The sequence below is a fragment of the Scandinavium sp. genome (genome assembly GCF_051650185.1).
GTDB lineage: Bacteria > Pseudomonadota > Gammaproteobacteria > Enterobacterales > Enterobacteriaceae > Scandinavium.
In genome coordinates this window covers 1-26,393 of sequence record NZ_JBOFIN010000035.1, presented here as the reverse complement: position 1 = coordinate 26,393, position 26,393 = coordinate 1, and the positions used below count along the sequence as shown (strand labels likewise).

Genomic DNA, 26,393 nt, shown 5'->3' with positions numbered 1-26,393 from the left:
ACTCTCACATAATAAATCTCTAAGGGCTGCAAGATGAACATTCAACAGATTGTGAGCTTTATAGCATTTACCTTACTGGTTGCCATGATTACCTGGTGGAAAGTGCGGAAACAGGATACGGCTTCGCAGCAGGGCTATTTTCTGGCCGGACGCTCATTAAAAGCGCCGGTGATTGCGGCGTCGCTGATGCTGACCAACCTTTCTACCGAACAGCTGGTGGGATTATCCGGCCAGGCTTACCGCAGCGGCATGTCAGTGATGGGCTGGGAAGTAACGTCGGCGGTGACGCTGATTTTTCTGGCGCTGATTTTCCTGCCCCGTTACCTGCAACGCGGCATCGCCACCATCCCGGATTTTCTTGAAGAGCGTTATGACAAGACCACGCGCATCATCATCGACTTCTGTTTCCTGATTGCGACCGGTATCTGCTTCCTGCCCATTGTCCTTTACTCTGGCGCCCTGGCGCTCAACAGCCTGTTCCACGTGGGCGACTCTCTGGGCATTTCGCAAGGGGCTGCTATCTGGCTGTTGGTTATCCTGCTGGGGTTCGCCGGGATACTCTATGCGGTAGTTGGAGGTATGCGCGCCATGGCAATAGCCGATTCGATTAACGGCATTGGGCTGGTGATTGGCGGGCTGATGGTACCTGTTTCCGGTCTGGTGGTGATGGGGAGCGGCAGCTTTCTGCAAGGGCTGGAAGTGCTCACGACGGTGCATGCGGAAAAGCTGAATTCCATTGGTGGCAGTAACGATCCTTTGCCGATTGGCGCGGCGTTTACCGGGCTGATTCTGGTGAACACTTTTTACTGGTGTACCAACCAGGGCATTGTTCAACGCACGCTGGCGTCAAAAAGCCTGGCTGAAGGGCAGAAAGGGGCATTGCTGACGGCAGTGCTGAAAATGCTCGACCCGCTGATCCTGGTGCTGCCTGGCTTGATTGCATTCCACCTGTTCCAGGATTTGCCGAGTGCGGATATGGCCTATCCGGCTCTGGTGAGCAAAGTGTTACCTTTGCCGTTGGTTGGCTTTTTTGGCGCGGTGCTGTTTGGGGCGGTGATCAGTACCTTCAACGGCTTCCTCAACAGCGCCAGTACGCTGTTCAGCATGGGAATTTATCGCCGCATTCTTAATGAGAACGCGCAGCCTGACCAGTTGGTTCGCGTGGGGCGTAAATTCGGCCTGTTCATCGCCGTTATCTCCATTTTGGTCGCTCCGTGGATAGCTAATGCCCCCCAGGGCTTGTACAGCTGGATGAAGCAGTTGAACGGCATCTACAACGTGCCGCTGGTGACCATCATCATCATGGGCTTTTTCTTCCCTCGCATTCCGGCGCTGGCGGCGAAAGTGGCGATGTTCCTCGGCATTTGCAGCTACATCACCATCAATTATCTGGTGAAATTCGATATCCATTTTCTCTACGTGCTGGCCTGCACCTTCTGCATCAACGTGGTGGTGATGCTGGTGATTGGTTTTATCAAACCGCGCGCCACGCCGTTCACATTCCACGATGCGTTTGCGGTGGATATGGCCCCCTGGAAGAACGCCAAAATCGCTTCCGTCGGCATTCTGTTTGCGATGGTTGGGGTCTACTCCGGCCTCGCCCAGTTCGGTGGCTATCAGGTGCAGTGGCTGACGATTCTGAGCTACGGCATCACCGCCGCCGTGGTGCTGTACCTTGTATATTCACGCTGGCAAGCGCGCCGCGCGGAACCTGCCGTTTTCGTTTCAGACATTAAGGAAAAGTCATGAGCCGCCCTAATTTTCTGTTCATCATGACCGACACCCAGGCCACCAACATGGTCGGGTGCTACAGCGGTCAGTCGTTAAACACCAACCACATCGACAAGCTGGCGGAGGAAGGCATTCGTTTTAACTCAGCCTACACCTGCTCGCCGGTCTGCACCCCCGCGCGCGCCGGGCTGTTTACCGGGATTTATGCCAGTCAGTCCGGGCCGTGGACCAACAACGTCGCGCCGGGGAAGAACATCTCCACCATGGGGCGCTACTTCCAGGATGCGGGCTATCACACCTGCTATATCGGCAAATGGCATCTCGACGGGCATGACTATTTCGGCACCGGGGTGTGCCCGCCGGAGTGGGATGCGGAGTACTGGTTTGACGGCGCCAACTACCTGGCGGAGCTCAGTGAAGAGCAAATCAGCCTGTGGCGCAACGGGCTGAACAGCGTGGAAGAGTTGCAGGAAAATCAGATAGACGAAACGTTTACCTGGGCACACAGGATCAGCAACCGGGCGATAGACTTTCTGGGCAAACCGGAACGTCAGGATGAGCCCTTCCTGATGGTCGTGTCCTACGATGAACCGCACCACCCGTTTACCTGCCCGGTGGAGTATGTCGAGAAGTATCAGGACTTCTACTACGAACTGGGGGAAAAGGGGCGCGATAACCTCGAAGGAAAACCCGAGCACCACCGACTGTGGGCGCAGGCGATGCCATCGCCCGTAGGCGAAGATGCCCGCTACCATCACCCGATGTATTTCGCCTGCAATGATTTTGTCGACGACCAGATTGGGCGAGTGATAAACGCGCTGACGCCCGGGCAAAAAGACAACACGTGGGTGATTTACACCTCCGATCACGGCGAGATGATGGGGGCACATCGTCTTATCAGCAAAGGCGCGGCGATGTATGACGACATCACGCGCATCCCGCTGATTATGCGCCCGCCGAAAGGGATTCCTGCACAGGTTGAAACGCCCGTCAGCCATATCGATTTGCTGCCGACAATGATGGCGCTGGCAGAAATTCATCAGCCTGACATCCTGCCCGGCGAGAATATCCTTGAGGCGAAAGCCGATCGCGGCGTGATGGTAGAATTCAACCGCTACGAGATTGAACACGACAGTTTTGGCGGCTTCATTCCAGTGCGCTGCTGGGTGGAAGCGCGCTGGAAGCTGGTGCTTAATCTGTTTACCAGCGATGAGCTCTACGATCGGCTTAACGACCCGGACGAACTGAACAACCTGATTCTGGTCGAGGAGTTCTCAGGCATTCGTAATCATCTGCACGACAACCTCCTGGATTACATGGACAAAATCCGCGATCCGTTCCGTACTTATCAATGGAGCCTGCGTCCGTGGCGTAAAAATGCCCAACCCCGCTGGATGGGAGCCTTCCGCCCACGCCCGGAAGACGGCTACTCACCGGTCGTGCGTGATTACGACACAGGCCTGCCGACGCAGGGTGTTAAGGTTGAGGAGAAGAAGCAGAAGTTTTGAGATGGCATTTCCCCTCTCCCTTTGGGAGAGGGGGAAACTGCAGCGCTGAATTCAAGGAACACCACAAGGAGCCGCAATGAAAATATCCCGCCTGGGTGAAGCGCCTGATTACCGTTTTTCACTGGCTAACGAGCGCACTTTTTTGGCCTGGATTCGTACGGCATTGGGCTTTCTGGCTGCGGGTGTCGGGCTTGATCAACTGGCTCCCGATTTCGCGACCCCGTTGATTCGCGAGTTACTGGCGCTGTTGTTGTGCCTGTTTGCCGGAGGGTTGGCCATTTACGGCTATCTGCGCTGGCTGAACAACGAAAAGGCGATGCGTCTGAAGCAGGATTTACCCTACACCCGCGGTTTACTGATTATCAGCGTGGCGCTTCTGGCGGTGGCCGCGGTGGTGGTGATGCTGGTGTTCTATGCCTGAGAATCCCCGTGCACGTCGCGAAAGCGATCCCGGGCTACAGCCCGAGCGCACTTCGCTGGCCTGGTTTCGCACCCTGCTCGGCTACGGTGCGCTGATGGCGCTGGCCCTCAAGCATAACTGGCACCGCGCAGGCACACCGTTCTGGCTGTCTGTTGCCGTGCTGATGGTGGTGGGATTTATTCTCTGGACCTACACCCGCAGGCGCAACCTGATGGATGTCGCGGTCCCGGATTTCTCTCAAAGTCAGACGGTGCGTGACAAATTTATGATCGCGCTCGCGGTGCTGGCCCTGGCTTTGCTGTTTGCTATAACCCACTTACAGCAACTCATAATGATTATCTAAGGGACTGAAATGACAGGATGTCACGTCATGGCCAAACCGGGCAGCTCACGATGTAACCTCAACTGCCGCTACTGTTTTTATCTCGATAAACCTCAACAGCCTGTGATGAGCGATGACACGCTCACTGCCTTCATTTGCCAGCACATTGAAGCCCAGCCTGGGGACGAGGTGCAGTTTGCCTGGCAGGGCGGCGAACCGACGCTTTGTGGACTGGATTTCTTCAGACGGGTAGTCGCGCTTCAACAGCAGTATGCGCAAGGGAAGCGTATCTACAACTCGTTCCAGACTAACGGGATATTAATCACCGACGAATGGTGCCGCTTTTTCAGGGAGCAGGGCTGGCTGGTGGGGATCTCCATCGACGGGCCGCCGGAGCTGCATGACGTGCACCGGGTGAGCCGCAGCGGCAATCCCACGCACCACAAGGTGCTGCGGGCAATCGACGCGCTGAAATCCCATGGCGTCGAATTTAACCTGCTGGTGGTCGTCAATCGCCACAATAGCCAGCATCCGCATGCTTTGTATCGCTATCTGCGAGGATTAGGCACCCCCTATTTGCAGTTTATTCCGCTGCTGGAGATGAACGATCATCAGCCTGATGAGTATTCTGTTCCGGCAAAAGCCTGGGGCGATTTTTTGTGTGCGGTCTTTGATATCTGGGTGCGGGAAGATGTGGGCCGAGTGTTCGTGCAGCTGTTTGACTCCACGCTGGGCGTCTGGAACGGGTTTTCCTCGCAGATGTGTTCGCTCAGTGAAACCTGCGGCCACGCGTTCGCTCTTGAAAGCAACGGCGACCTCTACCAGTGCGATCACTACGTTTACCCGTCTTTTCGCCTCGGCAACCTGCATAAGACCACGCTAAGCGAATTGAGTGATAGCGAAGAAGCTCGCTCCTTTGGGCAATTCAAAAAGTCATCGCTGGCGGAAGAGTGTCAATCGTGTTCTGTCCTGAAATTATGCAATGGCGATTGTCCAAAACATCGGGATGCCAGTGGTAAAAGCGCTTTGTGTGAAGGGTATCGTGCGTTTTTCGGGTACACCGCACCGCATATGAAAGTGATGCGAGACCTGATTCGCCAGCGCCGCTCACCGATGGAATTGATGGTGATGCTGCGCCAGCAAATGTAGGGCGGTCAGATGGGTTGCTGATGCTGATTAAAGCGTGAAGCCAGCGGCAGCCAGCACAGCAAAATCAGCAAGCCCATCAGCGTCATCAGCAGACCCAGGCTGCTTTGCCCATGTTGTGGCAGCATTGCGGAAAGCCATGCCAGCACGCCGGAACCGATGTTTTGCAGACCGCCAACCAGTGCGCCAGCCGTTCCGGCGAGGAAGGGGAACGGCTCCATCGCGCCACTGGTCGCGAGGGGGAACAGCATGCCTGCACCGAAGAAAAACAGCGCGGCAGGCACCAGTAGCGTCCAGACGTTCATCACCCCAAGCAGGCCTGGGATCCACATCATCAGCCCCGCCAGCAGGCAGCTAATCACCGACTGCCACATCAGGCTGGAAAAGCGTTTGTTCTGGCGGCCAGCAAACCACGCCCCAAAAAACGCCGCCGGAATAGGCAGAATAAACAGGACGCTAACCACCATGCTGCTCAGGCCAAGCCCTGCACCGAGCAACACGCCGGAACTGGCTTCAAACACCGCGATACCCGCCAGACCACCAATCAGCATCAGCAGATAGCAATTGAAGGCACCGTTGCCAAACAGCGTTTTGTAGCTGGTTATCAGGCGAGTCGGTGGTGCATTTTGGGGGCGAGTTTCCGGCATCCAGCGCGCCATACTGAAGGTGACAATAACGCATAAAATCAGCAGGAAACCGTAACAGGCGCGCCAGTTCCACAACGTATCAAGCATCCCGCCAATCAGCGGTGCCAGCAGCGGACTCACCAGAATACCCATGTTCAACAAGCTGTTGGCATGACGAAGCTGCGTGCCTTCATACAGGTCGCGCGGCAGCGTACGGGCCATCACGCCACCCACGCCGGTGCCCATACCCTGAAGCGCGCTGGCGAATATCAGCACTGGCAAGCTGTTGGTGGCGATCGCCAAAAGCGTTGCGACCATAAAAATGGTCATCCCGGCGAGGATGACCGGACGGCGGCCAATGCGATCAGACAGAGGGCCGTAGAACAGTTGAGACACCCCGTAGGTCAGCAGGTAAGCCGCCATCACGCTCTGAACGGCACCTTCGCGCACGTTCAATTCACGCGCCATGTTCGCAATGGCCGGAATATAAATGGTTTGTGCCATCTGCCCGACCGCGACCAGCAGGACGAGCATCAACAACAGACTGACGTTCTTATGCCTTTTCATCTCGATGAATTTGTTGTTAATGGTTTGAATTAAAGAATATGTGACTGGCTAATTCGCCAAATGCGGGAGGAATCTACCACAGTAGCGTGACAGAACAACCATAGGGGAGAGATTGAATCAGAGCATTCAGGCAGATTTCGTAAACGATTATCGGCAACTAATGTTGCCAGAGCGTGCGTATCAACATCACCTGGCACAGGTGCGCGGCAGGCCCGATAAAGCGTTGCTGCCACCGGGCGATAAAAGGGGTGAAAGAGGGGCGGTTGCCCGCCCCTCTTCGGTACGGCTTGAACCTGATTACCGGAAGGTTTTCAGGACGGCATCAAGCAGTTGCAGCAACGCAACCATGAGTTTCAGGACAAGCAAAACCAGTTCCAGTCCACCCATACGTTTCTCCTGTGGTTCAAGGAGAACTGCCGACTGACTTACCTTTCCGCTGCCTGTCATCAGCCGTGTTGTTGACGTAACACAGTGTGCTCTCCTGGGGGTTAAGGCGCTGACGGCACCACCCGTTTCAGCCAGGACTTTTGCGCGCCGGTCAAACATGCGGCCCCCTTATGGCTCACTGCGAACATCCTCAGTATAGATAAATACTGTATGTATGAGGGTCTTCCCCGATCATGGTGGGAGGCTCAGAACGTCATATCCAGCTTCCCGTAATGGAACATCACCCCCAGTTTAAATCGCTCCCGGTTTCGATAGCCTCTGGCCTTTATCCTTAGCAGCCTTATTTTGCTGTTCAGCGCTTCGGCATTTCCATTTGAGACGCTGTACCGCATTGCGTTAAGTATTCCGTATAGCCTTTTCGTTATGGTTCCTGCCATGTTCCTCATTACCGGCACATCGCAACTTCTCGCCAGCGCTATCCATTGCTGCCAGTCTGCGCGGCGTTTGTCACTCCAGGGGCGGTTCCAGATATCTTTCGCCAGTTCTTTCAGTACCCAGCACTGGCTGGTCAGCTGCATCTGCTCTCTCAGCCATGTCAGTTTTTCCTGTCGGGACTCTGTCATCCATTTTTCGCTGTATTGCCACAGGAAGCGGGTTCCTTTTGCCTGACGACGGCTGTCCACCGGAAGTTGGGGATGTTCGTTCTGCCGTGTCTTATCAACGATTTCACCCAGCTGTTTTGCCACATGGAAGCGGTCAAAGGCGATTTTCCCTACTGCTCCCGGAAGATGGATACGTGCAGCTCTGATATATCCGGCATTCATATCCATTGAGAACGTTTTGACGGCCTCCAGCTGGCTGTTGGTGAGAGTGCGAAGATAGCTGGCAAGGCTTTCTGTTCCCCGATCATCCGTTAACGCCAGCGCGCGACCCTCACGGTCGGATATCACGGTGATGTACCGGTGTCCTTTTTTGAATGCAACTTCGTCCACATTCATATGCCGGGCTGATAGCGGTCTTTTTATCCGGGCAAGACCACGTTTAACCGCCCGGGTCATAATGCCGTCAACCGCATTCCAGCTAAGTTTCAGCTGCTTTCTTACCGCATCAACCGTGCTGATTTTCAGCCAGGAAAGAACGAATGACTCGAACAGCAACGTGTACCGGCTGCCGGGTCTGGCCCACGGAACGGGTAACGTCTGACATCCATGGTCTGGGCACATGACCCGGGGAACACTCGCCTCAACAACTGTCATGAACTGGCAGGTATCAAGATGACGCCATTTACGATGACGGTGATCGTGAACAGGGCACGGTTGACCGCAAGTCGGGCAGATTAACTGTGTATTTTTGGCGATCCCGACAACAACGGTGACAGAGCCAGCGTTTTCATCAAGAGAAAGGGATGTAACCTGCCACGGAGCGGACAGATTCAGGATGTGAGCATAGAGTGACTTCTCGTCCATGATGATCTCTGGAGATAAAAACTACAGTTATCATGCACCCAGCCACCATAACAAGGGAAGACCCTTTTATATACAGGCATTGTAAACGATGATGAAGAGACAGCAACGTGGAATAGCGGAATCAGGATCTCAAAACGGAATGAAAATGAATGTATGGCGATGGGCGAGGGCGTCTGGGTAAACGGTAGTGCAGCAGCCGATCATTATCTTCTGGAGGGGACTGTGAGCACCGGGGATGCTCACAGTGGGCGCGATTAGCGATGGTAGAAAATCTCGCCATCGTAGACTTTAACGATTTTGCCGTCAGCGTCGGTGATCAGCACGTAGTTGCCGCCCATGTACGTCCAGTGGCTTCCCGCGTCAGGGGCTGGCAGGTTACGTAACTGCCACTGTTTAATGTTGTACTCTTCCGTGCGGTACATTTCTGGCACGGTATCGCCGATGTTGAAATGGGTGAAATCCGCAATAAAGTCTTTCAGTTCATATTTCTGGATCCCGGAGGTCGACACCGTTGCGGGTGCAGCCGATACCGCACCTGCTGTCGTCAGCAGTACGCCCAGAAGCATCATTTTTGTTTTACGCATTACCTTCTCCACACAGTCTTTCAATCGATAGCCGGGACTAAAATTCGCAGCCCCGTATCATTCCTGATGCAACTGCCTGCTGGCAAGTGCCTTGCAAGCAATAAAGTGTAAGCAAACCCCGAAATACGCTCGTGTTTGTCGCCTGGAAAGGGCTTTTTGAGACGATTCCGGTGAATCCGGTTTACACTATCAGGCGTTAACGACAGGAGAAGAAAATGCTCAGACTGGAAGATCTGACCTTGTTTGTGCGGGCAGCGGCACTGGGCAGCTTCAGCGTGGCGGCGCGAGAAGCCGGTTTTGCTCCGGCTCAGGTGAGCGCCGCCATCAAGCGCCTTGAAACTCAGCTCAACATCAGGCTATTCGCGCGCTCAACGCGAAGCCTGCGCTTAACGCCGGAAGGTGAAACCTGGCTGCCTTACGCCACTCAAATGCTGGAAACGTTGCAGGCCGGGCTGCAAAAAATTCAGGCACCGGAAGATGAAGTGCGCGGGACGTTGCAGATTGCGGTGCCATCAGATTTAGGGCGCAACCTTTTACTCTCCGTGTTTCAGGATTTCAGACGACGTCACCCGGCGTTGCGACTGAGAATATTATTCTCTGACAATTTAACCGACGTGTTTAAAGATCCCGTTGATGTGGCTTTTCGTTACGGCGTGATTGACGACGCTTCGTTTATTTCTCTTCCGGTGGCGGCGGAAAACCGCCGTGTGCTGGTAGCCTCACCGGAATGGATATCCCGCAATGGGGCGCCTAAAACACCGGAAGACCTTCAACAAAAGAATGCGCTGACTTACCTGTTGCGAGGCAGGCTTTACGATCGCTGGACGTTGTCGCGGGACGGGCAGCGGCACGAGGTTCAGGTCAACAGCAGCATTATGAGCGACGATGCGGAAGTGATTCATCGTCTGGCGTTGGCGGGCGAAGGCATTGCCAACAAGTCATGGCTGGATGTGTGTGAGGATGTGACTGAAGGGCGGTTACGCCTGATATTGCCGGAATATCAAGGCGATTGGGTGCCCCTGAATATGATTTGCCCGCACCGTAAACAGCTCTCCACTGGCGTGCGCTTGCTTTATGATGCGGTTCGTGAAAAATGCGCTCCGCTTATCCAGAAATATCCAGACTGAACCTGCCGTTACGGCACAATAATAGTGATCTGATATTTTGATACATTATTGTTGTGCCTGGAAAATCTCTTTCAGAGCATCCTTGTAGATATTAACGCATAACTGATGATATTTATTTTAAGATAACCTTATGTTTGTCGTGATAAGGAATTATGAGTATTCTTTGTCTGCCATTCCTGTCTGCGCTAGCTGACACTCAAAATAAGCCAGTTGATACATGTATAAATTGACGATTCATCCTTCAAGATACTTGAGGGAGGAAAATACGCTATTTAACACCCTTATGCTTATTGCAACGACGCTGCTGTTCTACCGTTTGAGCGATGCGTTGCAGGTTGAGGGGCATGTTGCGCTGTTCTGGCCATTAAACGCTGTGCTGGTAGGGTTGTTCTCCCGATATTCTTTCTTCAACCGTCCTTATTATTATACGGTTAGCCTGCTGTCATTATTGGCGTGGGATAGCGTCTTCGCGATAAACAGCCCAGGGGCGGTGCTGGTGAATATATCCAATATTTGCTTCGTGCTGGTATTGGTGAACTGTATTTTGCGAGAAGGCCCGGCTACAGCAGAAACGGTAAAATTAAATGTATTACGGCTCTACAGCTATTGCTTGTTTAGCGCTCTGCTGTGTTCTGTGCCTGGAAGTTATGGTTTTGCGTTATCCGGCTCCGCGTCATTTCGTGATGTTTATCCGGTCTGGTTCAGCGAAGAGTTTTCGACCAGCGTCCTGATTTTGCCGTTTTTATTAACGTGGACCGGCACACTAACGTTCGGCGGGTTTGAGCTTAAAAAGGTCATCCCGCTGATCACGCTGATCCTGAGTTTAACCCTTTCAGGGGTGAGCGGCGGTATTGGCAGCTTGTCGATGACGCTTCCGGCTTTGATTTGGTGTGCTATCAGCTACTCGCTCCCGACGACCTGCCTGCTGACGATGCTGACGGGCACGGCGGAAGTGCTGATGGTGGATGCTCATTGGATGTATTCCAGCCTGACCGGGCACATCACCCAAATTTTCTCCGCACGTATGGGTATCGCTTCCATTGCCATTAGCCCGGTGATGGTGGCGGTGAGCGTCCAGGCGATTAACACCCTGGTGAAGCAGCTTTCTGCGCGTGCCAATTACGACTATCTGACGCGAGTGCATTCCCGCTACGGACTGTATGAGCAGCTGAAAGCTCAGGATCACAAAGCCGTCAATACTCCGCTGAACGTTATGCTGCTGGATATCGATCACTTTAAAAACATCAACGATACCCACGGCCATGATTGTGGCGACAACGTGCTGTCGGCCTTTGCCAGCCGGGTCCAGGAAGTGGTCGGTGAGCAAGGCATTGTGGCGAGAATGGGGGGCGAAGAATTTGCCGTCGTCATGCCTGACGCCTCAGGGAGAAAAGGCTATCGCCTGGCGGAGGCTATTCGCGAAGAGATAGAACAAATGGAGCTGACGTGGGGAAGCGACACCTTAACGCTCACCGTCAGCATCGGGCTTAGCCATGGTGAAGCCGCACGCCGTGGCATTGTCGACTCGTTTGACAGGTTGCTCTCAGAAGCGGACCACTTTTTATACCAATCCAAAAAGACCGGCCGGAACAGGACCAGCGCGGCACCTTCGGTCATGGATAAACATCTGGCGCATTCTGCCTCCTGAGAGGCCAACGTGCCTCTACCATTAACCTCTCAGTCTTTAGAGCTTAACCGTTCCGAGAACTATAGAAATGTCGTCCTTAAAAGCGTACCCGTTCACCTTGTTCCGAAGCGTGATGGTCATTTTGTTGGTTGCACTGATCGTGATGGTCACCTGTGCGACCTGCTTTTTTGACTATCAAAGCCGCCAGAGCGGAAATCAGATGAGCCAGCAGTTGCTGCTAAGCCAAAGCGAAACGGCACAGCAAAAGCTGAAAGAGTACCTCGATAACCCGCATGAATTGAGTCACCTGTTGCAGCAGTATTTGCAGGGCGGGCAGAGCACTCTGAACAACGAAATGATCCGTCCGGAAATGGTGTATCTGACCTCGCGGGCATTTTCTGCTATTCCTGCCTTCCACAGCTTTTCCTGGTCCGAGGCCAACGGTGAACATTTTGCAATTCTACGCGACAAGCCTGGCAATCGAATTTATCTCGAACGTACGGACAGCCAGAACCCGAATCTGCTTATCAGCTACAGCGGGCTGAACGAAGAGACCAACATCGTCAAATCCAATGACAAATTCGACGTTCAGGCGCAGCCCTGGTTTCATTCAGCGCAGCTTCAGCGCAACCCCTGGTGGACGACAACGTCTGACAAACAAGGGCTAATCGTCACCCTGCATTCTCCGGTTTATGCCAACAAAGGGCGGTTTCTGGGGGTGATTTCCAGCAGCCTGAAAGTGGCAGAGATGAGCCAGTTTCTGGAAAGCATCAAACCCGGTAGCGACTATTCGCTGATGCTGATTGGCCCCGATCGGCAGGTGATCGCCAGCACCGATAATGCGCCTCCATCCGGCCAGCGTCCGGACCCGTACAGCGAAGGCGCCATCCAGACGTTTGAGGTGGATCAGAAAACCTGGCTTGCGACCACGTTTGATGTTCAGGACAGTGAGCATTTGCTTAACTGGCGCGCGGTGCTGATGGTACCGAAAACAGCGGTGCTTGCCGGAAGCAAGCATCAGCACCTGCTTATCTCCTTGAGCATTGTGATAGTGACCCTGCTGTTGATGGCCGCGCTGGGCGTGGTGATCATTCGCTTCACCGGTTCGTTGAAGGAGACGGTTAAGACACTTCGTCAGCGTGGATTGACACCGTGGCATAAAGAGCAGGAAAACCAGTACTTCCCTGAGTTGGTTGAACTTAATCAGGCGTTATCAACTGTTTCACAGGCTTATCCTGCGGCCGCAGGATCACCGCGAAACAGCCTAGAAGAGGATATCGACACCCACTTCCTGACGCGCGGCGGCCTGCTGCATACCGCTGAGCTGTATGACAACCGTAATTTGCTGGCTATGATTCAGGTCAGTAATTTCAACTCGGTAAAAAATGCCCTCGGCACCACGCTTGCGAAAGAATTTATTCAGCATTTCGCTGAGCGTCTGCGCAGCCTGTTACCGGAAGGCGCGTTGTGCTGCCGCGACCGTGAAGATACCTTCATCATCGCCTTTGCCGGGAGGTACGAACACAAAGACGTGACCTGGTACCGTTCCATCCTGTCGTCTGTTTTTCGCATGAATCCGACGGAAATTGGCGGGGAGTCGCCTATCTTCACCGGACACGTCGGCCTGGTGATTGAACCCGTCACCAAAGAGAACATCAGCGAGTGCCTGCGAAATGTGAGCCTGGCGGTTCAGCATGCTCAGAGCCAGCGTAACGGCACCTGCGAGCTGTTCACACCGGAAATGCGTGAAGAAGAAGTGCATAACCTGCGTTTGCATCAGGCGCTGCGCGACGATTTGCAGAATGAAGGTTTTCATCTGGTCATGCAGCCCATCGTGCCTTTTGTTGAAGGTGCGCCCTGCTGCGAAGGCGAGTGCCTGATTCGCTGGCAATCCAACGTGCTGGGCTTTGTGCCACCGGACAAATTTATCGCCCTGGCGGAACATACCGGGATGATCGTCCCGCTGGGCAAATGGATTATCGACACCGCCTGTCGTGAGCTTGCGGAGTTCATTGCGCGCGGTGCCCCGCAGGACTTTAAGCTGCACGTCAACATTTCTGCGGTTCAGCTGTCGCAGCCGGATTTCTCCCGCCATCTGCTGGAATGCATTCACCGCTACGAGCTGAACAACAGCAACATCTGTATTGAAATCACCGAAAGCGTGCTGCTGCACGACACGCACCGCATTGTGGAGATCCTCGCTTATCTGCGTCGTCTGGGTATTTCCGTGGCGATAGATGACTTTGGTTCGGGTTATTCAAGCCTCTCCTATCTGCACTCGCTGCCGTTCGACTGCCTGAAAATCGATCGCGGTTTCGTGCGCAATGTGCTGGATGACAAGAAGAGCGAAGCCGTTATCGCTTCAGTGTTAATGCTGTCGCAAAGCTTTGAAGTGCCGCTGGTGGCGGAAGGGGTGGAGACCGCGGAGATGGCGGCGAAGCTGCTGGAGATGGGATGCGATTTGGCGCAGGGATATTACTACTCACGACCGAAATCTTTCGCCGATTTTACCCCGGTGAACGGTCAGTTTGTTGTTCTGCCTGACTGACAGACTGACGAAACCAGAGGCGAGTTATGCTTATCCTGAAAGAGAAGTTTTCCGTTGATGCTTATCCGCTGACGCTGACCAAAACGATTCTGTTAACGCTGGTGGTGACCTTCTGCTTTGTGCTGGTCACCATGTACGCTTTTTTGCATTTTGAGGGGTATACCTTTCTCGACACCATGAGCGAGAAAATGCTCTCAGCGAAAAAGGCGACCATTGAACGCGCCATCAATGATTATATCGATGTGCCGCTGCAATCCAATGCCATCCTGGTTCATGCGATTGGCCAGCAAGAGGGCGACAACCTGCCTGTCCGTGAGCTGAGCAGCAACCTGGTCAATAACATCAACAACGTTTTTTCCGATCGCCATTACCTGAACCTGCTGGAGTTTGGCAGCATCAGCGGCGACTTTATTGCGGTGTCTCACGATCGGGCCAGAGAAGATTATCTGGCGCTGAAAGATGCCAGTACCGCCGGTTTACTGACGTTTTACAGCCATTTAAGTACGGAATCGGCGGTCACCAAAACCGCGCCTGATTACGATCCTCGCCGCCGGGAGTGGTACACCGCTGTCGCCAAAGACAAGCGGTCACACTGGACTCGCCCGTTTATCGATTACGACGACCTGAGCATCACCGGTATCGCCTGGAGCTCTCCGGCCTTTAATCGTCACGGTAAATTTGTCGGCGTGGTCGCCAGCGAGTTGCATGTTGATGAGCTCAACCAAAATCTGCAGAAATTCAAACCCTATCCCAACAGCATTTTGCTTATTGTGAATGAGCAGCATGAGCTGGTGGCTTCGTCGCTTCCGGCTGCAACGCAAGCCACTTCCGGGAAGACCGGTCAGTTGCTCACTCTACATAAGCTCAGCGAAAGCCGTAATCCAGAAGTGGTGGCGGCAGGGAACGCTATTCGCCAGCAGGCCAAACCCGGCATGCTCTCGATGAAGGTAAAAGGGCAGGATTACTATGTGGATACCTTTGCCATCCAGGATCAGGAAGCCCAGCTGAACTGGAAAGGGGTGATCATCAGCCCGGCGGAAGCCACTTCACAGACCATTCTCAGCTACGGGAGGGTGATGATGCTGGTGTTGTTTATTGCCTGTGGACTGGGGCTGCTCGCCGTGGTGTGGGTACTTTCCCGAGCCACGCGCCCGCTGCTTGAAATCTCTCGCAAAGCTGACGAACTGGTGACTCACCGCTGGACGCCGTCCACTGACAAACGCCATTTCCCGGAGATTGCCTCCCTGGAAACGACCTTTATGGCGCTGTCGCACAAGCTCGCAGAAAGTTTTGAACTGCAGCGTAAGAAAATCGAAGAAGATGAGGTCACGCAGCTCTGGACCCGGGCAGGTCTGCTGCAACAGCCCTCGTTGTATAAGAAACGAAATCTGATGGCATTGCTGCAGATTGGCAATATGTACAGCGTGGTGAATGCGCTGGGTTCAGAATTTGGTGACGCCTTTATCAATGAATTTATCCGCCGTCTGCGCGACCTGTTGCCGACGGACACGCTGATTGCCCGTGATACTACTGACAAATTGCTGGTGATCTTTCCCGGCATGAACCAGGACAAAGATTGCCAGCGTTACCGCGAGATCCTCGGCGCTCTGTTTATGGGCGATGCTCATGAACTGCACGGCGCAGAGAATAAATATGTTTACACCGGTAACGTCGGGATGGTGCTTTCGCCCATCACTGAAGCCTCATTCTCCACCCTTCGTCGTGAGGTAGGGATTGCGCTGTTGCAGGCGGGAACCGTGGGAAATGGCGTGGTGACGCTCTTTTCTCAGGAGATGTACGAGCACGAACTTTACAACATTCAGCTGCACGAGCATCTCAATGACGCCATTCATCACCATGAGTTCCATCTGGTGCTGCAACCGATCATCGATCAGCGTCACGAAGGACGCTGTCGGGAAGGCGAGTGCCTGCTGCGCTGGCATTCACAGGCACTTGGAGACGTCTCGCCGGACAGATTTATTCCGCTGGCGGAAGAGACCGGGCTGATTGTTCCGTTGGGGAAATGGGTTATCGAAGAAGCCTGCCGGGAGCTGGCGGCGATGATTGCCCGCGGTGCGCCGCAGGACTTCCTGCTGCACATTAACGTGTCGGCTATCCAGTTATTACAGCAGGATTTTGCCTGGCACCTGATCGACAGCATACGCAGCAACGGCCTTGCCAACAGCAACATCTGCATTGAAATCACGGAAAGTGTGCTGATGCAAGACATGCAGCGCATAGGCAAAATGCTTGGCTATTTGCGCCGTCACGGGATTTCTATCTCACTCGATGATTTTGGTTCCGGGTTCTCAAGCCTCTCTTATCTGCATGCGCTGCCGTTTGACAGCATCAAAATAGACCGCAATTTTGTCTCCGGTGTCATGGGTGATGAAAAAGCACAGTCGGTGATTAACTCCCTGATCGTGCTCGCCAGTGGCTTCAATGTGCCGCTGATTGCCGAAGGCATCGAAGATGAAAGCGTAATGCAAAAGCTCAAAGCGCTCGGCTGCCAGAAAGCACAGGGCTACTATTTCCGCCGACCGTCCGGGTTTTCCACCTTCCGCTGCGAAGCCGGAGAGTTTTACTACCAGCCGCAGGAAGAGAGCAGCGAAACGGTGGTGTGACACGTGCCTGGCCTGTAAGGGCGACTTGCTCAACACGTGTTGCAGGCCGTAAGGTTTATCAGGCGAACTAATCCTTCCTCTGCCACTTCACGCGGGCTGATTTGTCGGCCCGCGCTTCACTCTGCAACCTCGCACACAGCCCATCTGGTCCGTATTACGTAATCCTAGTTCATTGATATTATTGTCTTTTTCTTATTTAAGAAATATCCTGATTTAAGAAATGACAAGGGACAACGTCTCAAAGGAATGGGTAAAAATGTCGATGATAAACCTGAGTACCCCAGGCGGTGCGACAGCCGCTGAGAACGAGATTGATCTGGGGCGTCTGCTGGGAGAGCTTATCGACCATCGGGTCATCATTGTGAGTATTACCGCCTTATTCACGCTGGTTGCGGTTGTCTGGGCGCTGTTCTCAACCCCCCTTTATCAGGCCGATGCGCTGGTACAGATTGAGCAAAAGCAGGGAAATGCGCTGCTCAACAGCCTTAGTCAGATGATGCCCAACGCCTCGCCGGAATCGGCGCCTGAAGTGCAACTTCTGCAATCCCGTATGATCCTCGGTAAAACCATTGATGACCTCAATCTGCGCAGCCAGGTTCAGCAGGTCTATTGGCCTGTTCTCGGCCGTGGCTGGGCGCGGCTCACCGGGAAAAAGCCGGGAACCGTCACCCTTAACTGGCTGCATATGCCACGCGTTCATGGCAAAGCCCAGACGCTGCTGCTGACCGTGGGGAAGAAAGGGCGCTTTCGCCTGTCGGGCAAAGGCTTCTCCGTGGACAGTGCGCCCGGTGAAATGGTCGAACTGGGAGGGATCTCCATCAATGTTCGTTCTATCGATGCGCCGCCCGGCACTCGCTTTATCCTTAAACGTCTGACGGAGCTGGAAGCGATAAACGAGCTGCAAAAAGGGTTTTCGGTGAGTGAGCGTGGCAAAGACAGCGGCATGCTGGGGCTGACGATGAAAGGCGATAACCCGCAGCGCATCGCACAAATTCTTAGCAGCATTGCCAATAACTATCTGCAACAGAACGTGGCCCGTCAGGCCGCTCAGGATTCCCGCAGCCTCGATTTTTTACAGACACAGATGCCGAAAGTGCGGGGCGAACTGGATCAGGCGGAAGATCGTCTGAACCGCTACCGTAAAGCCAGCGACTCGGTCGATCTCAATCTGGAAGCCAAATCCGTGCTGGAGCAGGTTGTGAATGTCGACAATCAGCTTAATGAGCTGACGTTTCGTGAAGCTGAAATCTCGCAGCTCTACAAGAAAGATCACCCGACTTACAAAGCGCTGATGGATAAACGCCGCACGCTTGAGAACGAAAAGGGGCGCCTGAGCAAGCGGGTGTCTACGATGCCGTCGATGCAGCAGGAAATTTTACGTTTGAGCCGCGATGTTGAATCTGGCCGGGCGGTGTACCTGCAATTGCTGAATCGCCAGCAGGAGCTGAGCATTGCGCGTTCGAGCGCGATCGGTAACGTCAGAATTATCGATGAAGCGGTCACGCAGCCCCGGCCTGTTGCGCCGAAGAAAGCGTTAATCGTGATGCTGGGCGTGATGTTGGGGTTGATGGTCTCTGTGGGCGGCGTACTGATGCGGAGCATGCTGCGTCGGGGGATTGTTTCCCCGGAGCAGCTGGAAGAGAAGGGTATCAACGTCTATGCCACGGTGCCGCTGTCCGACTGGCTGCAAAAGAACCAGCGCCAGCGTAGCAAACAGAAGCTCTCCCACAGCTATTTAGCGCTCGATAACCCGGCCGATCTGGCGGTGGAGTCTGTCCGCAGTCTGCGAACCAGCCTGCACTTTGCGATGATGGAAGCGCCTGATGCGGTGCTGATGATTTCAGGCGCCACGCCGGACAGTGGCAAAACGTTCATTAGCAGCACGCTGGCGGCGATTGTCGCGCAATCTGGACAGCGCGTGCTTTATATCGATGCGGATATGCGCAAAGGCTATGCCCACGAATTGTTCACAGTGCCCAATCAAAAAGGGCTCTCCGATATGCTCTCAGGCAAAACTCCCCTGGAGCAGGCCGTACAGACTTTCCCGGCGGGCGGATTTGATGTTCTGACTCGCGGCCAGGTGCCACCTAACCCTTCAGAACTGCTGATGCACGAACGCTTCCGCTCTCTGTTGCACTGGGCTAATAGCACCTATGACATGGTGATTGTCGACACGCCGCCTATTCTGGCGGTGACGGATGCCGCAGTGATTGGCCGCAGCGCAGGCACCAGCCTGGTGGTGGCGCGCTTTGGCATGAACAGCGTGAAAGAGATGACGGTCTGCGTGCAGCGCCTGGAGCAGGGCGGCGTCAACGTGAAAGGCGCGATACTCAACGGTGTGATAAAACGAGCCAGCAGCCGACTGGGTGAAGGCTATCACCATTATGGATACAGCTACGACGGAAAAAGCTGAATCTCATAACAGCCTTATTGAACACCCAAAAGCTCAGGGTGAAAATTTAAGGCGAGAATTGCCGATAAAAGTGACGGTAATTCATGAAATGAAGATTGATTTTGATATTTTTTCGGCATTGCCAGCTGTGAAAATCTGAAAGGGTTATAAGCGCAATATAGTTGCGGCTTATTTCACTTTAAGGCCATGAGTTATTCTATTTTTGGATGCTGAAAATTGAGCTCCACTTGATTGATGTTACTTTATTTTAACGTCATTTATAACGATGTTGTTTGATTATTTATCAAATTAAAACAGTGTATTGTGTGTTTTTAGTGGCAGGCGATGAGGCGTTTCTTTGCAACGGATGGCGTATTTTAAAGAGTGGATTGAGCTTCGCGAATAATGTGATTTTCTGCGCGCAGGCGAAGGTGTGTGAAATTACGCCCGGTTGTTATTTTTTAACGTGGGAATTATCCTAATCCCAGCGACTTTACTTATTACTATCTCCGACGTCAGATCCTATTTCGTAACCCATCTTCGCACGCTGGCAGCCAGAGCCAGGGCGGTGGCATGGATGATATTCCGTGCCTTTCCGGGACGGAAGTCAGCCCGGGTATATACCCGGTTAACCAGCCTGAATATTCAGGCTCAATCAGTCCATTCATTGAATGAGGAACATAAATGAAAAAGACGCTTTGTGCAGTTCTGGCTGCGCTGACCCTGGCCGCTGCGGCCCCTTCTGCCATGGCCGCTGTTGAAGCTGCTGCGGCAACGGAAGCGAGCGCAGGCACCACGGCTGCAACCGCAGGGACCACCGGTGGCCTGGCCGCTGGCGCAGTCGGCACCGCCACCGTCGTGGGTGTGAGTGCTGTTGCTGGCCTCGCAACGCTGGCGGTTGTCGCGGCTAACGACAGCAGCGATGGCTCCAAAAACACCACCACCACCACTGCCACGCGTTAAGGCGGTTTGCGCTGAGTGACTCACTCAGTGCCTGTTACCCGGCGGTGCAGTTGGCCCCGGGTAATTTCACCCCAAAGCGGTTTATGGATTCATTTTGAGAAGGAGTTAGGGTGCGAGCGCTGATTTTTCCCTTGATAGGGCTGTTCCTGCAAGGGTGTACGCCCAGCCAGCAAAGCATGGTGGACACGTTCTCGACGTCGCTGCGCGGTGCGCCAGACGTCATTGTGACAGACGAAGAGATTCAGGCTCTGCCTTACGCCACGATGTATCTGCGGCTCAACGAGGGGCAGCGCATTTTTGTGGTGCTCGGCTATCGGAAAAACGGCCTCAACAAATGGCTCACTCAGGATCACGCGATGATCGTGACTGACCACGGGCGGCTGGCAAAAACCGTCGGCCTGCACAGCAACCTTCTGGAGGTGACTCATCTTGCCAGCGATCCGCTGAAAAACACCGCGCAGCTACAGAATGGCCTGCAATGGCAGCGCGACATCCGCTGGACTGAAGACGGCGAATTGCGTTCCGCCAGACTGACTTCAACCTTTACCTCTGCGGGTAAACGCACGCTGCTGATTGCCGGTCTGCCTGTTGAAACACAACTCTGGCGGGAAACCGTGCGCAGCGTTTCACCGAAGTGCGAATGGCAAAACACGTTCTGGATTGAGAACACGACCGGGCTGGTTCGTCAGAGTCAGCAAATGACTGGCGCAGGCGTACTGCCCGCAGAAATGACGCTCCTGAAACCCGCCCCATGAAAATGCTCTTAACGCTACTGACTGGCACCTTACTGCTCGCCACATCCGCTCATGCTGCAAAAGAGAGCGTGGTGACGATTAACGGCCCCCAATCCGGACAACAGATCAGGAGCGAGAATGTTCAAACCCTGGCTCAGCTGGTGACCTCACCCGAAGTGAGCGCTAACGCCTGGTGGCCAGGAACCATTATCACTACCCCGGCGGAAAGCCAAAAGGCCAAAGCCCAACAGCAACAGGTTTTGCGCCAGTTGAGCGTTTGGGAGCAGCAGGCGAAAGCGCCGCTGGCCGCGACGCTGCGCAGTGTTCAGGCACAGCTTGCCAGCATTACGGTGGCTGGACGTTTACGGGTGAATCTGGACCCGGACGTGGTACGCACTCAGCCCGATGCCGATGTTCGCCTGCAGGGTGAGTACCAGCTGTATCTGACGACGCGACCGGACACCGTCACTTTGCTTGGCGCGATTGATTCGCCAGGCGAGCAACGCTGGCGACCGGCAACCAGCGTGAGCGATTACTTCAACGGCCACGTATTTTTGGCGGGAGCCGACACCAGCCACGTCACGGTGATTTCACCTTCCGGGGAGCCTGACGTTGCGCCGATAGCGCAGTGGAACGATCTGCATCGAGAGGCCGAACCCGGCAGCGTGATTTGGGTGGGTTTTGCCGAAGATGAACAGGGTTTGAATGAACAGATTATTCGCCTGCTGGCCCAGCGGGAGGCGAAACAATGAAACAACATCTGTGGCTGAGCTGCCTGGCGGTGGCGGTTTCCAGCGCTTGTTACGCGCAAACTGAAACGTTCCCCGATCCGCTCGGCCCGTCTCAGTCGGATTTTGGCGGCACCGGTCTGCTGCAAATGCCTACTGCCCGTATCGCCCGTGAAGGGGAGTTCAGCCTCAACTATCGCGATAACGATCAGTACCGTTTTTATTCGACGTCGATTGCGCTGTTCCCGTGGCTGGAAGGCACCATTCGCTATTCCGATGTCCGTACCCGCAAATACAGCAACAACCCGGATTTCAGCGGTGACCAGAGCTACAAGGACAAATCCTTCGATTTCAAGGTTCGACTGTGGGAAGAATCCTCGTGGTTGCCGCAGCTGGCGTTGGGCAAGCGTGATATTGCCGGAACGGGTTTATTCGATGGTGAGTATCTGGCGGCCAGCAAAAGGGTTGGGCCGGTCGATCTGACTTTCGGCATGGCGTGGGGATATCCGGGCAACAGCGGCAACATCAGCAACCCTTTCTGCCGCATGAATGACAAATATTGCACGCGGGCTGAACTGAACGATGCCGGCGATATCAGCTTCAACGACATGTTCCGCGGCCCGGCGGCGCTGTTTGCCGGAGTGGAATACCAGACGCCGTGGCGCCCGCTGCGCCTCAAGCTTGAGTATGACGGCAACGATTATAAAAACGAGTTTGCGGGCAGCATCAAACAAGCCAGTCCGTTCAACGTTGGCGCGGTTTACCGTGCCGCTGAATGGGCGGATCTGACGCTGAACTACGAGCGTGGCAACACGTTGATGTTCGGCTTTACGCTGCGGACCAACTTCAACGATCTGCACCCGGCGCTGCGGGATAACCCGAAGCCGCACTATCAGCCTGCGCCGGAAACCACGGGGCTACAGTACACCGCCGTTGCCAGCCAGCTCACAGAATTAAAATACAACGCCGGGTTTGACGCCCCGGAAATGCTCCAGCGGGGTGACACGCTCTATCTGCGCGGCGAGCAGTACCGTTATCGCGATCCGCGGGAAGCGCTCGACAGAGCGAATCGCATTCTGATCAACCATCTTCCGGAAGGCGTTGAGACGCTGAGCGTGACGCAGACGCGTAACCATCTGCCCATGGTCACAACGGAAACCCAGGTCTCCAGCCTGCGTCAGCAGCTTGAAGGGTATCCTCTCGGGCAGGAAAAAACGCTGAAACAGCAGCGCGTGGAGCCGGTTGATTTCTCCGCCTGGGGGCGCGGCTATCGCATCAAAGAGAGCCGTTTCAATTACGCCCTTTCGCCAACGCTGGCGCAGTCGCTCGGTGGCCCGGAAGGGTTCTATATGTTCCAGGTCGGGCTGTTAGCCAGCGCCAACTACTGGCTGACGGATAACCTGCTGCTCGACGGCGGCGTGTTCGCCAACCTCTACAACAACTACGACAAATTTAACTCCTCGCTACTGCCTGCTGACTCAACGCTGCCGCGAGTCAGAACCCACATTCGCGACTATGTCGCCAACGATGTTTACGTCAATAACCTGCAGGGTAACTACGTTCGCAGCCTCGGACAGGGCTTTTACGGTCAGCTTTACGGCGGCTATCTGGAAACGATGTACGGCGGCGTAGGGGCGGAAGTGCTTTACCGTCAGCTGGATGCAAGCTGGGCGTTGGGAATGGACGTGAACTACGTCAAACAGCGCGACTGGAACAACATGATGCGCTTTACCGACTACAGCGCGCCGACAGGTTTTTTAACCGCTTACTGGAACCCGCCGCAGGTCAATTCGGTATTGATGAAGCTCAGCGTCGGCCAGTATCTGGCGAAAGACAAAGGCGCGACGCTGGATGTCGCTAAGCGCTTTGACAGTGGCGTTACCGTGGGCGTGTGGGCGGCGATGACCAATGTCTCAAAAGAAGACTATGGGGAAGGCGGCTTCAGTAAGGGCTTTTATATCTCTGTGCCGCTGGATCTGATGACCATTTCGCCAAACCGCAACCGCGCCGTGGTGTCCTGGACTCCGCTGACGCGTGATGGCGGGCAGATGCTCGGCCGCAAATATCAGCTCTACGGTATGACCGCAGAACGCGAAATGCCCGTGGGGCAATAACCCTGAACACCTTGATGAATGATAGTGAGAAATGAAAAAGCGAATCTTTAAATTTTCCCTGCTGGGTCTGGCGCTTGTGACGCTGAGCGGCTGCACCGTGGTGCCCGGTCAGGGGCTGAGCACCCGTGGCAAAGAGGTTATCGAACTGCCGGATAGCCAGTATGACCTCGATAAAATGGTCAACGTGTACCCACTGACGCCTGGGCTTGTCGATAAGCTTCGCCCACAGCCGGTGACTTCCCGCGCCAATCCGCTGCTGGATGAGCAACTGAATCAGTACGAATATCGCATTGGTGTGGGCGATGTGCTGATGGTCACCGTCTGGGATCACCCGGAGCTGACGACGCCTGCGGGGCAATACCGTAGCGCCAGCGACACGGGCAACTGGGTGAATGCCGACGGGGCGATTTTCTACCCTTACATTGGGCGGCTGAAGGTGGCCGGGAAAACGCTGACCCAGGTTCGCGCCGAGATCACCGCGCGGCTGGATAAAGTGATTGAGAGCCCGCAGGTGGATGTCAGCATCGCCGCGTTCCGCTCGCAGAAAACCTATGTGACGGGCGAAGTGGCGAAGTCCGGCCAGCAGCCGATCACCAACATTCCGCTGACGGTGATGGACGCCATCAACAACGCAGGCGGCCTGACCGCCGACGCCGACTGGCGCAATGTGGTGCTCACGCATCAAGGGCAAGACACCAAAATCTCGCTCTATGCGCTGATGCAGCGCGGCGATCTGACCCAAAACAAACTGCTGCACCCGGGCGATATTCTCTTCGTGCCGCGCAATGACGACCTGAAAGTCTTTGTGATGGGCGAAGTAGGCCGCCAGAGCTCGCTCAAAATGGATCGCAGCGGCATGACGCTGGCAGAAGCGCTGGGCAATGCCGAAGGCATGAAGCAGGAGATGTCCGACGCCAGCGGCGTGTTTGTGATCCGCTCGCTGAAAGGCAAGCAGGGCGGCAAGATTGCCAACGTCTATCAGCTCAATACCAAAGATGCCACGGCGATGGTGCTCGGCACGGAATTCCCGCTCGAACCTTACGACATCGTATATGTCACCACTGCGCCGCTGGTGCGCTGGAATCGCGTGATTTCGCAACTGGTACCGACTATCTCCGGCGTTCACGATCTCACCGAAACCGCGAGGTTTATCAAAACATGGCCAAACTAAGTTTCCACTCCATTCTGGTGGTGTGCACCGGAAACATTTGCCGTTCGCCTACGGGCGAGCGCTTGCTGCGTGAAATGCTGCCACATGTTCAGGTCGATTCTGCGGGTACCGCAGGCTTAACCGGAAAACCGGCCGATTCGGCCGCCTCCCAGGCGGCGGAGAAAAACGGGTTATCCCTTGATGGCCATATCGCCCGCAAAATCACGCCCGCCATGGCGCGGGAGTATGACCTGATCCTGGTGATGGAATCTGAGCACATCGCTCAGGTGACCTCGATGGTGCCAGAAGTCAGGGGCAAGACGCTGTTCTTCGGCCAGTGGCTGAAGGAAAAAGAGATCCCCGATCCTTACCGCAAAAGCCACGAAGCCTTCGATCACGTTTACGGCCTGATGCAACAGGCCAGTCAGGAATGGGCGAAAAGGCTCAGCTAAATTCACGGAAGTTGTTTTATGTCGACCAAAAACCTTAGCGCTCCGCAGGGCGCTGCCACGGCAGAGAATGAGATTGATTTGGGGCGTCTGCTTGGCGAACTTCTCGATCATGCAAAGCTGATTGTCGGGATCACCGCGCTGTTCACCGTGCTGGCGGTGGTTTATGCGCTGTTCTCTACGCCGGTCTATCAGGCTGATGCCATGATTCAGGTGGAGCAAAAGCAGGGCAACGCGTTGCTCAGCAGCCTGAGCCAGATGATGCCGAATGCCTCGCCGGAATCGGCCCCTGAAATGCAGCTGTTGCAGTCCAGGATGATCCTCGGCAAAACCATTGATGACCTGAGCCTGCGTAACGTCGTCCAGCAAAAGTATCTCCCGGTCTTTGGCGCGGGTTGGGCGCGTTTAACCGGTGAACGGCCGGCTGAACTGGCTATCAGCTGGATGAACATTCCACGTCTTTACGGCAAGCCGCAAACCCTGACGCTGACCGTGGGCGAAGAAGGGCGTTACCACTTACAAAGTGAAACCCTCAGCGCTGACGGCGTGCAGGGGCAATTGCTGGATGTGGACGGCATTTCGCTGAAAATCGCGGATATTCAGGCGCGACCGGGCACGCAGTTCACGCTCAGCCAGCAAACGGAGCTGGAAGCGATTAACGATTTGCAGCTTAGCTTTGCCGTTAACGAGCGTAGCAAAGACAGCGGAATGCTCGGGCTGACCATGACCGGTGACGACCCGCAGCTTATCGCCCGCGTTCTCAACAGCATTGCGGATAACTACCTGCAACAAAATATCGCCCGCCAGGCCGCGCAGGATTCGCGCAGCCTGGAGTTTCTGCAAAGCCAGTTGCCAAAAGTGCGCGGCGAACTGGATGAGGCCGAAAGCAAGCTCAACAGCTATCGCCAGGAGCGCGATTCAGTCGATCTCAATCTGGAAGCCAAATCCGTGCTCGAACAGATTGTGAATACCGACAATCAGCTGAACGAACTGACCTTCCGTGAAGCGGAGATTTCGCAGTTGTACAAGAAGGATCACCCGACCTTGTATTATCCCCCACGTGCAGAAAGAGCCGGCCAGTTCTTTCTGCCTGCAGTCCGGACGCCGTACCTGACCTTAGATTCTCAAATCTGTGGCGTAGATAATTCGCGCCGGACTGCACTTCTCCACATGTGATAA

General features: G+C 54.7%; 21 protein-coding genes and 1 pseudogene. 18 read left to right on the top strand and 4 right to left on the bottom strand.

What is annotated here, in order from left to right; translation table 11 throughout:
• Positions 1-33 precede the first annotated feature (33 nt).
• The 5 genes from ACRCWW_RS04790 (at position 34) to ACRCWW_RS04770 (ending at position 5,131) form a co-directional block, all read left to right on the top strand.
• The gene (locus ACRCWW_RS04790; RefSeq protein ID WP_438681388.1) at positions 34-1,749 is read left to right on the top strand and encodes a solute:sodium symporter family transporter; all 1,716 of its coding nucleotides are present in this window, start codon (positions 34-36) and stop codon (positions 1,747-1,749) included.
• Positions 1,746-3,239 carry a sulfatase-like hydrolase/transferase gene (locus tag ACRCWW_RS04785; protein ID WP_438681387.1) on the top strand — a complete coding sequence of 498 codons (1,494 nt, stop codon included), beginning with the start codon at positions 1,746-1,748 and terminating at the stop codon, positions 3,237-3,239. The genes ACRCWW_RS04790 and ACRCWW_RS04785 overlap by 4 nt, the downstream gene beginning before the upstream one ends.
• Before the next feature lie 76 nt (positions 3,240-3,315).
• Entirely contained in the window at positions 3,316-3,660 is a 345-nt protein-coding gene (locus ACRCWW_RS04780) for a YidH family protein (protein ID WP_438681386.1), read from the top strand.
• Positions 3,653-4,003, top strand: a complete 351-nt coding sequence (locus tag ACRCWW_RS04775; RefSeq protein ID WP_438681385.1) for a DUF202 domain-containing protein — start codon at positions 3,653-3,655, stop codon at positions 4,001-4,003. Before ACRCWW_RS04780 ends, ACRCWW_RS04775 begins: the two co-directional genes overlap by 8 nt.
• Before the next feature lie 9 nt (positions 4,004-4,012).
• Positions 4,013-5,131 (top strand): anaerobic sulfatase maturase, encoded by a 1,119-nt coding sequence (locus ACRCWW_RS04770; RefSeq protein ID WP_438681384.1) that lies wholly within the window; start codon positions 4,013-4,015, stop codon positions 5,129-5,131.
• Positions 5,132-5,136: 5 nt separating this feature from the next.
• On the opposite strand, the gene emrD is transcribed toward ACRCWW_RS04770, so the two are convergent.
• The 4 genes from emrD to ACRCWW_RS04750 all read right to left on the bottom strand — a co-directional run bounded on the left by emrD (position 5,137) and on the right by ACRCWW_RS04750 (position 8,758).
• Complete coding sequence (gene emrD / locus ACRCWW_RS04765) at positions 5,137-6,321, bottom strand: multidrug efflux MFS transporter EmrD (RefSeq protein ID WP_438681383.1); 1,185 nt, start codon at positions 6,319-6,321, stop codon at positions 5,137-5,139.
• 297 nt (positions 6,322-6,618) lie between these two features.
• The gene (tisB, locus tag ACRCWW_RS04760) at positions 6,619-6,708 is read right to left on the bottom strand and encodes a type I toxin-antitoxin system toxin TisB (RefSeq protein ID WP_154161093.1); all 90 of its coding nucleotides are present in this window, start codon (positions 6,706-6,708) and stop codon (positions 6,619-6,621) included.
• Positions 6,709-6,953: 245 nt separating this feature from the next.
• The gene (locus ACRCWW_RS04755; RefSeq protein WP_438681382.1) at positions 6,954-8,174 is read right to left on the bottom strand and encodes an ISL3 family transposase; all 1,221 of its coding nucleotides are present in this window, start codon (positions 8,172-8,174) and stop codon (positions 6,954-6,956) included.
• 254 nt (positions 8,175-8,428) lie between these two features.
• On the bottom strand, positions 8,429-8,758 hold the full coding sequence (locus tag ACRCWW_RS04750) for an RcnB family protein (protein WP_438681381.1): 330 nt from the start codon (positions 8,756-8,758) through the stop codon (positions 8,429-8,431).
• Positions 8,759-8,973: 215 nt separating this feature from the next.
• Here ACRCWW_RS04750 and ACRCWW_RS04745 point away from each other — a divergent pair, with 215 nt between their 5' ends.
• The 13 genes and pseudogenes from ACRCWW_RS04745 to ACRCWW_RS04685 all read left to right on the top strand — a co-directional run.
• Complete coding sequence (locus ACRCWW_RS04745) at positions 8,974-9,885, top strand: LysR family transcriptional regulator (RefSeq protein ID WP_438681380.1); 912 nt, start codon at positions 8,974-8,976, stop codon at positions 9,883-9,885.
• A 283-nt stretch (positions 9,886-10,168) separates the two neighbouring features.
• On the top strand, positions 10,169-11,533 hold the full coding sequence (locus ACRCWW_RS04740; protein WP_438681379.1) for a GGDEF domain-containing protein: 1,365 nt from the start codon (positions 10,169-10,171) through the stop codon (positions 11,531-11,533).
• A 67-nt stretch (positions 11,534-11,600) separates the two neighbouring features.
• Positions 11,601-14,060, top strand: a complete 2,460-nt coding sequence (locus ACRCWW_RS04735; RefSeq protein ID WP_438681378.1) for a bifunctional diguanylate cyclase/phosphodiesterase — start codon at positions 11,601-11,603, stop codon at positions 14,058-14,060.
• Between the two features lie 26 nt (positions 14,061-14,086).
• The gene (locus ACRCWW_RS04730) at positions 14,087-16,684 is read left to right on the top strand and encodes a bifunctional diguanylate cyclase/phosphodiesterase (RefSeq protein WP_438681377.1); all 2,598 of its coding nucleotides are present in this window, start codon (positions 14,087-14,089) and stop codon (positions 16,682-16,684) included.
• Positions 16,685-16,940: 256 nt separating this feature from the next.
• Entirely contained in the window at positions 16,941-19,097 is a 2,157-nt protein-coding gene (locus ACRCWW_RS04725; protein ID WP_438681376.1) for a polysaccharide biosynthesis tyrosine autokinase, read from the top strand.
• A complete protein-coding gene (locus ACRCWW_RS04720; protein ID WP_438681375.1) occupies positions 19,069-19,236 on the top strand; it encodes a hypothetical protein in 168 nt (55 codons plus the stop codon). The genes ACRCWW_RS04725 and ACRCWW_RS04720 overlap by 29 nt, the downstream gene beginning before the upstream one ends.
• 524 nt (positions 19,237-19,760) lie before the next feature.
• Complete coding sequence (locus ACRCWW_RS04715) at positions 19,761-20,039, top strand: hypothetical protein (RefSeq protein ID WP_438681374.1); 279 nt, start codon at positions 19,761-19,763, stop codon at positions 20,037-20,039.
• A gap of 110 nt (positions 20,040-20,149) precedes the next feature.
• A complete protein-coding gene (locus ACRCWW_RS04710) occupies positions 20,150-20,794 on the top strand; it encodes a YjbF family lipoprotein (RefSeq protein ID WP_438681373.1) in 645 nt (214 codons plus the stop codon).
• Positions 20,791-21,525, top strand: coding sequence for a capsule biosynthesis GfcC D2 domain-containing protein (locus ACRCWW_RS04705; RefSeq protein WP_438681372.1), 735 nt, complete (start codon positions 20,791-20,793; stop codon positions 21,523-21,525). The genes ACRCWW_RS04710 and ACRCWW_RS04705 overlap by 4 nt, the downstream gene beginning before the upstream one ends.
• Positions 21,522-23,615, top strand: a complete 2,094-nt coding sequence (locus ACRCWW_RS04700) for a YjbH domain-containing protein (RefSeq protein ID WP_438681371.1) — start codon at positions 21,522-21,524, stop codon at positions 23,613-23,615. The genes ACRCWW_RS04705 and ACRCWW_RS04700 overlap by 4 nt, the downstream gene beginning before the upstream one ends.
• A gap of 31 nt (positions 23,616-23,646) precedes the next feature.
• On the top strand, positions 23,647-24,786 hold the full coding sequence (locus ACRCWW_RS04695; RefSeq protein WP_438681370.1) for a polysaccharide export protein: 1,140 nt from the start codon (positions 23,647-23,649) through the stop codon (positions 24,784-24,786).
• Entirely contained in the window at positions 24,774-25,217 is a 444-nt protein-coding gene (locus ACRCWW_RS04690; protein WP_438681369.1) for an arsenate reductase/protein-tyrosine-phosphatase family protein, read from the top strand. The genes ACRCWW_RS04695 and ACRCWW_RS04690 overlap by 13 nt, the downstream gene beginning before the upstream one ends.
• Before the next feature lie 18 nt (positions 25,218-25,235).
• A pseudogene (locus tag ACRCWW_RS04685) lies at positions 25,236-26,258 on the top strand (Wzz/FepE/Etk N-terminal domain-containing protein); the annotation flags it as partial.
• Positions 26,259-26,393: the final 135 nt, after the last annotated feature.

Excerpts from the sequence above, each read along its gene's own strand:
- ACRCWW_RS04770 (WP_438681384.1), top strand. The coding sequence starts at position 4,013 with ATGACAGGATGTCACGTCATGGCCAAACCGGGCAGCTCACGATGTAAC.
- ACRCWW_RS04785 (WP_438681387.1), top strand. The coding sequence starts at position 1,746 with ATGAGCCGCCCTAATTTTCTGTTCATCATGACCGACACCCAGGCCACC.
- emrD (WP_438681383.1), bottom strand. The coding sequence starts at position 6,321 with ATGAAAAGGCATAAGAACGTCAGTCTGTTGTTGATGCTCGTCCTGCTG.
- ACRCWW_RS04690 (WP_438681369.1), top strand. The coding sequence starts at position 24,774 with ATGGCCAAACTAAGTTTCCACTCCATTCTGGTGGTGTGCACCGGAAAC.
- ACRCWW_RS04695 (WP_438681370.1), top strand. The coding sequence starts at position 23,647 with ATGAAAAAGCGAATCTTTAAATTTTCCCTGCTGGGTCTGGCGCTTGTG.
- ACRCWW_RS04755 (WP_438681382.1), bottom strand. The coding sequence starts at position 8,174 with ATGGACGAGAAGTCACTCTATGCTCACATCCTGAATCTGTCCGCTCCG.
- ACRCWW_RS04720 (WP_438681375.1), top strand. The coding sequence starts at position 19,069 with ATGGATACAGCTACGACGGAAAAAGCTGAATCTCATAACAGCCTTATT.
- ACRCWW_RS04725 (WP_438681376.1), top strand. The coding sequence starts at position 16,941 with ATGTCGATGATAAACCTGAGTACCCCAGGCGGTGCGACAGCCGCTGAG.
- tisB (WP_154161093.1), bottom strand. The coding sequence starts at position 6,708 with ATGGGTGGACTGGAACTGGTTTTGCTTGTCCTGAAACTCATGGTTGCG.
- ACRCWW_RS04750 (WP_438681381.1), bottom strand. The coding sequence starts at position 8,758 with ATGCGTAAAACAAAAATGATGCTTCTGGGCGTACTGCTGACGACAGCA.
- ACRCWW_RS04715 (WP_438681374.1), top strand. The coding sequence starts at position 19,761 with ATGAAAAAGACGCTTTGTGCAGTTCTGGCTGCGCTGACCCTGGCCGCT.
- ACRCWW_RS04745 (WP_438681380.1), top strand. The coding sequence starts at position 8,974 with ATGCTCAGACTGGAAGATCTGACCTTGTTTGTGCGGGCAGCGGCACTG.
- ACRCWW_RS04790 (WP_438681388.1), top strand. The coding sequence starts at position 34 with ATGAACATTCAACAGATTGTGAGCTTTATAGCATTTACCTTACTGGTT.
- ACRCWW_RS04705 (WP_438681372.1), top strand. The coding sequence starts at position 20,791 with ATGAAAATGCTCTTAACGCTACTGACTGGCACCTTACTGCTCGCCACA.
- ACRCWW_RS04700 (WP_438681371.1), top strand. The coding sequence starts at position 21,522 with ATGAAACAACATCTGTGGCTGAGCTGCCTGGCGGTGGCGGTTTCCAGC.
- ACRCWW_RS04775 (WP_438681385.1), top strand. The coding sequence starts at position 3,653 with ATGCCTGAGAATCCCCGTGCACGTCGCGAAAGCGATCCCGGGCTACAG.
- ACRCWW_RS04740 (WP_438681379.1), top strand. The coding sequence starts at position 10,169 with ATGCTTATTGCAACGACGCTGCTGTTCTACCGTTTGAGCGATGCGTTG.
- ACRCWW_RS04735 (WP_438681378.1), top strand. The coding sequence starts at position 11,601 with ATGTCGTCCTTAAAAGCGTACCCGTTCACCTTGTTCCGAAGCGTGATG.
- ACRCWW_RS04730 (WP_438681377.1), top strand. The coding sequence starts at position 14,087 with ATGCTTATCCTGAAAGAGAAGTTTTCCGTTGATGCTTATCCGCTGACG.
- ACRCWW_RS04780 (WP_438681386.1), top strand. The coding sequence starts at position 3,316 with ATGAAAATATCCCGCCTGGGTGAAGCGCCTGATTACCGTTTTTCACTG.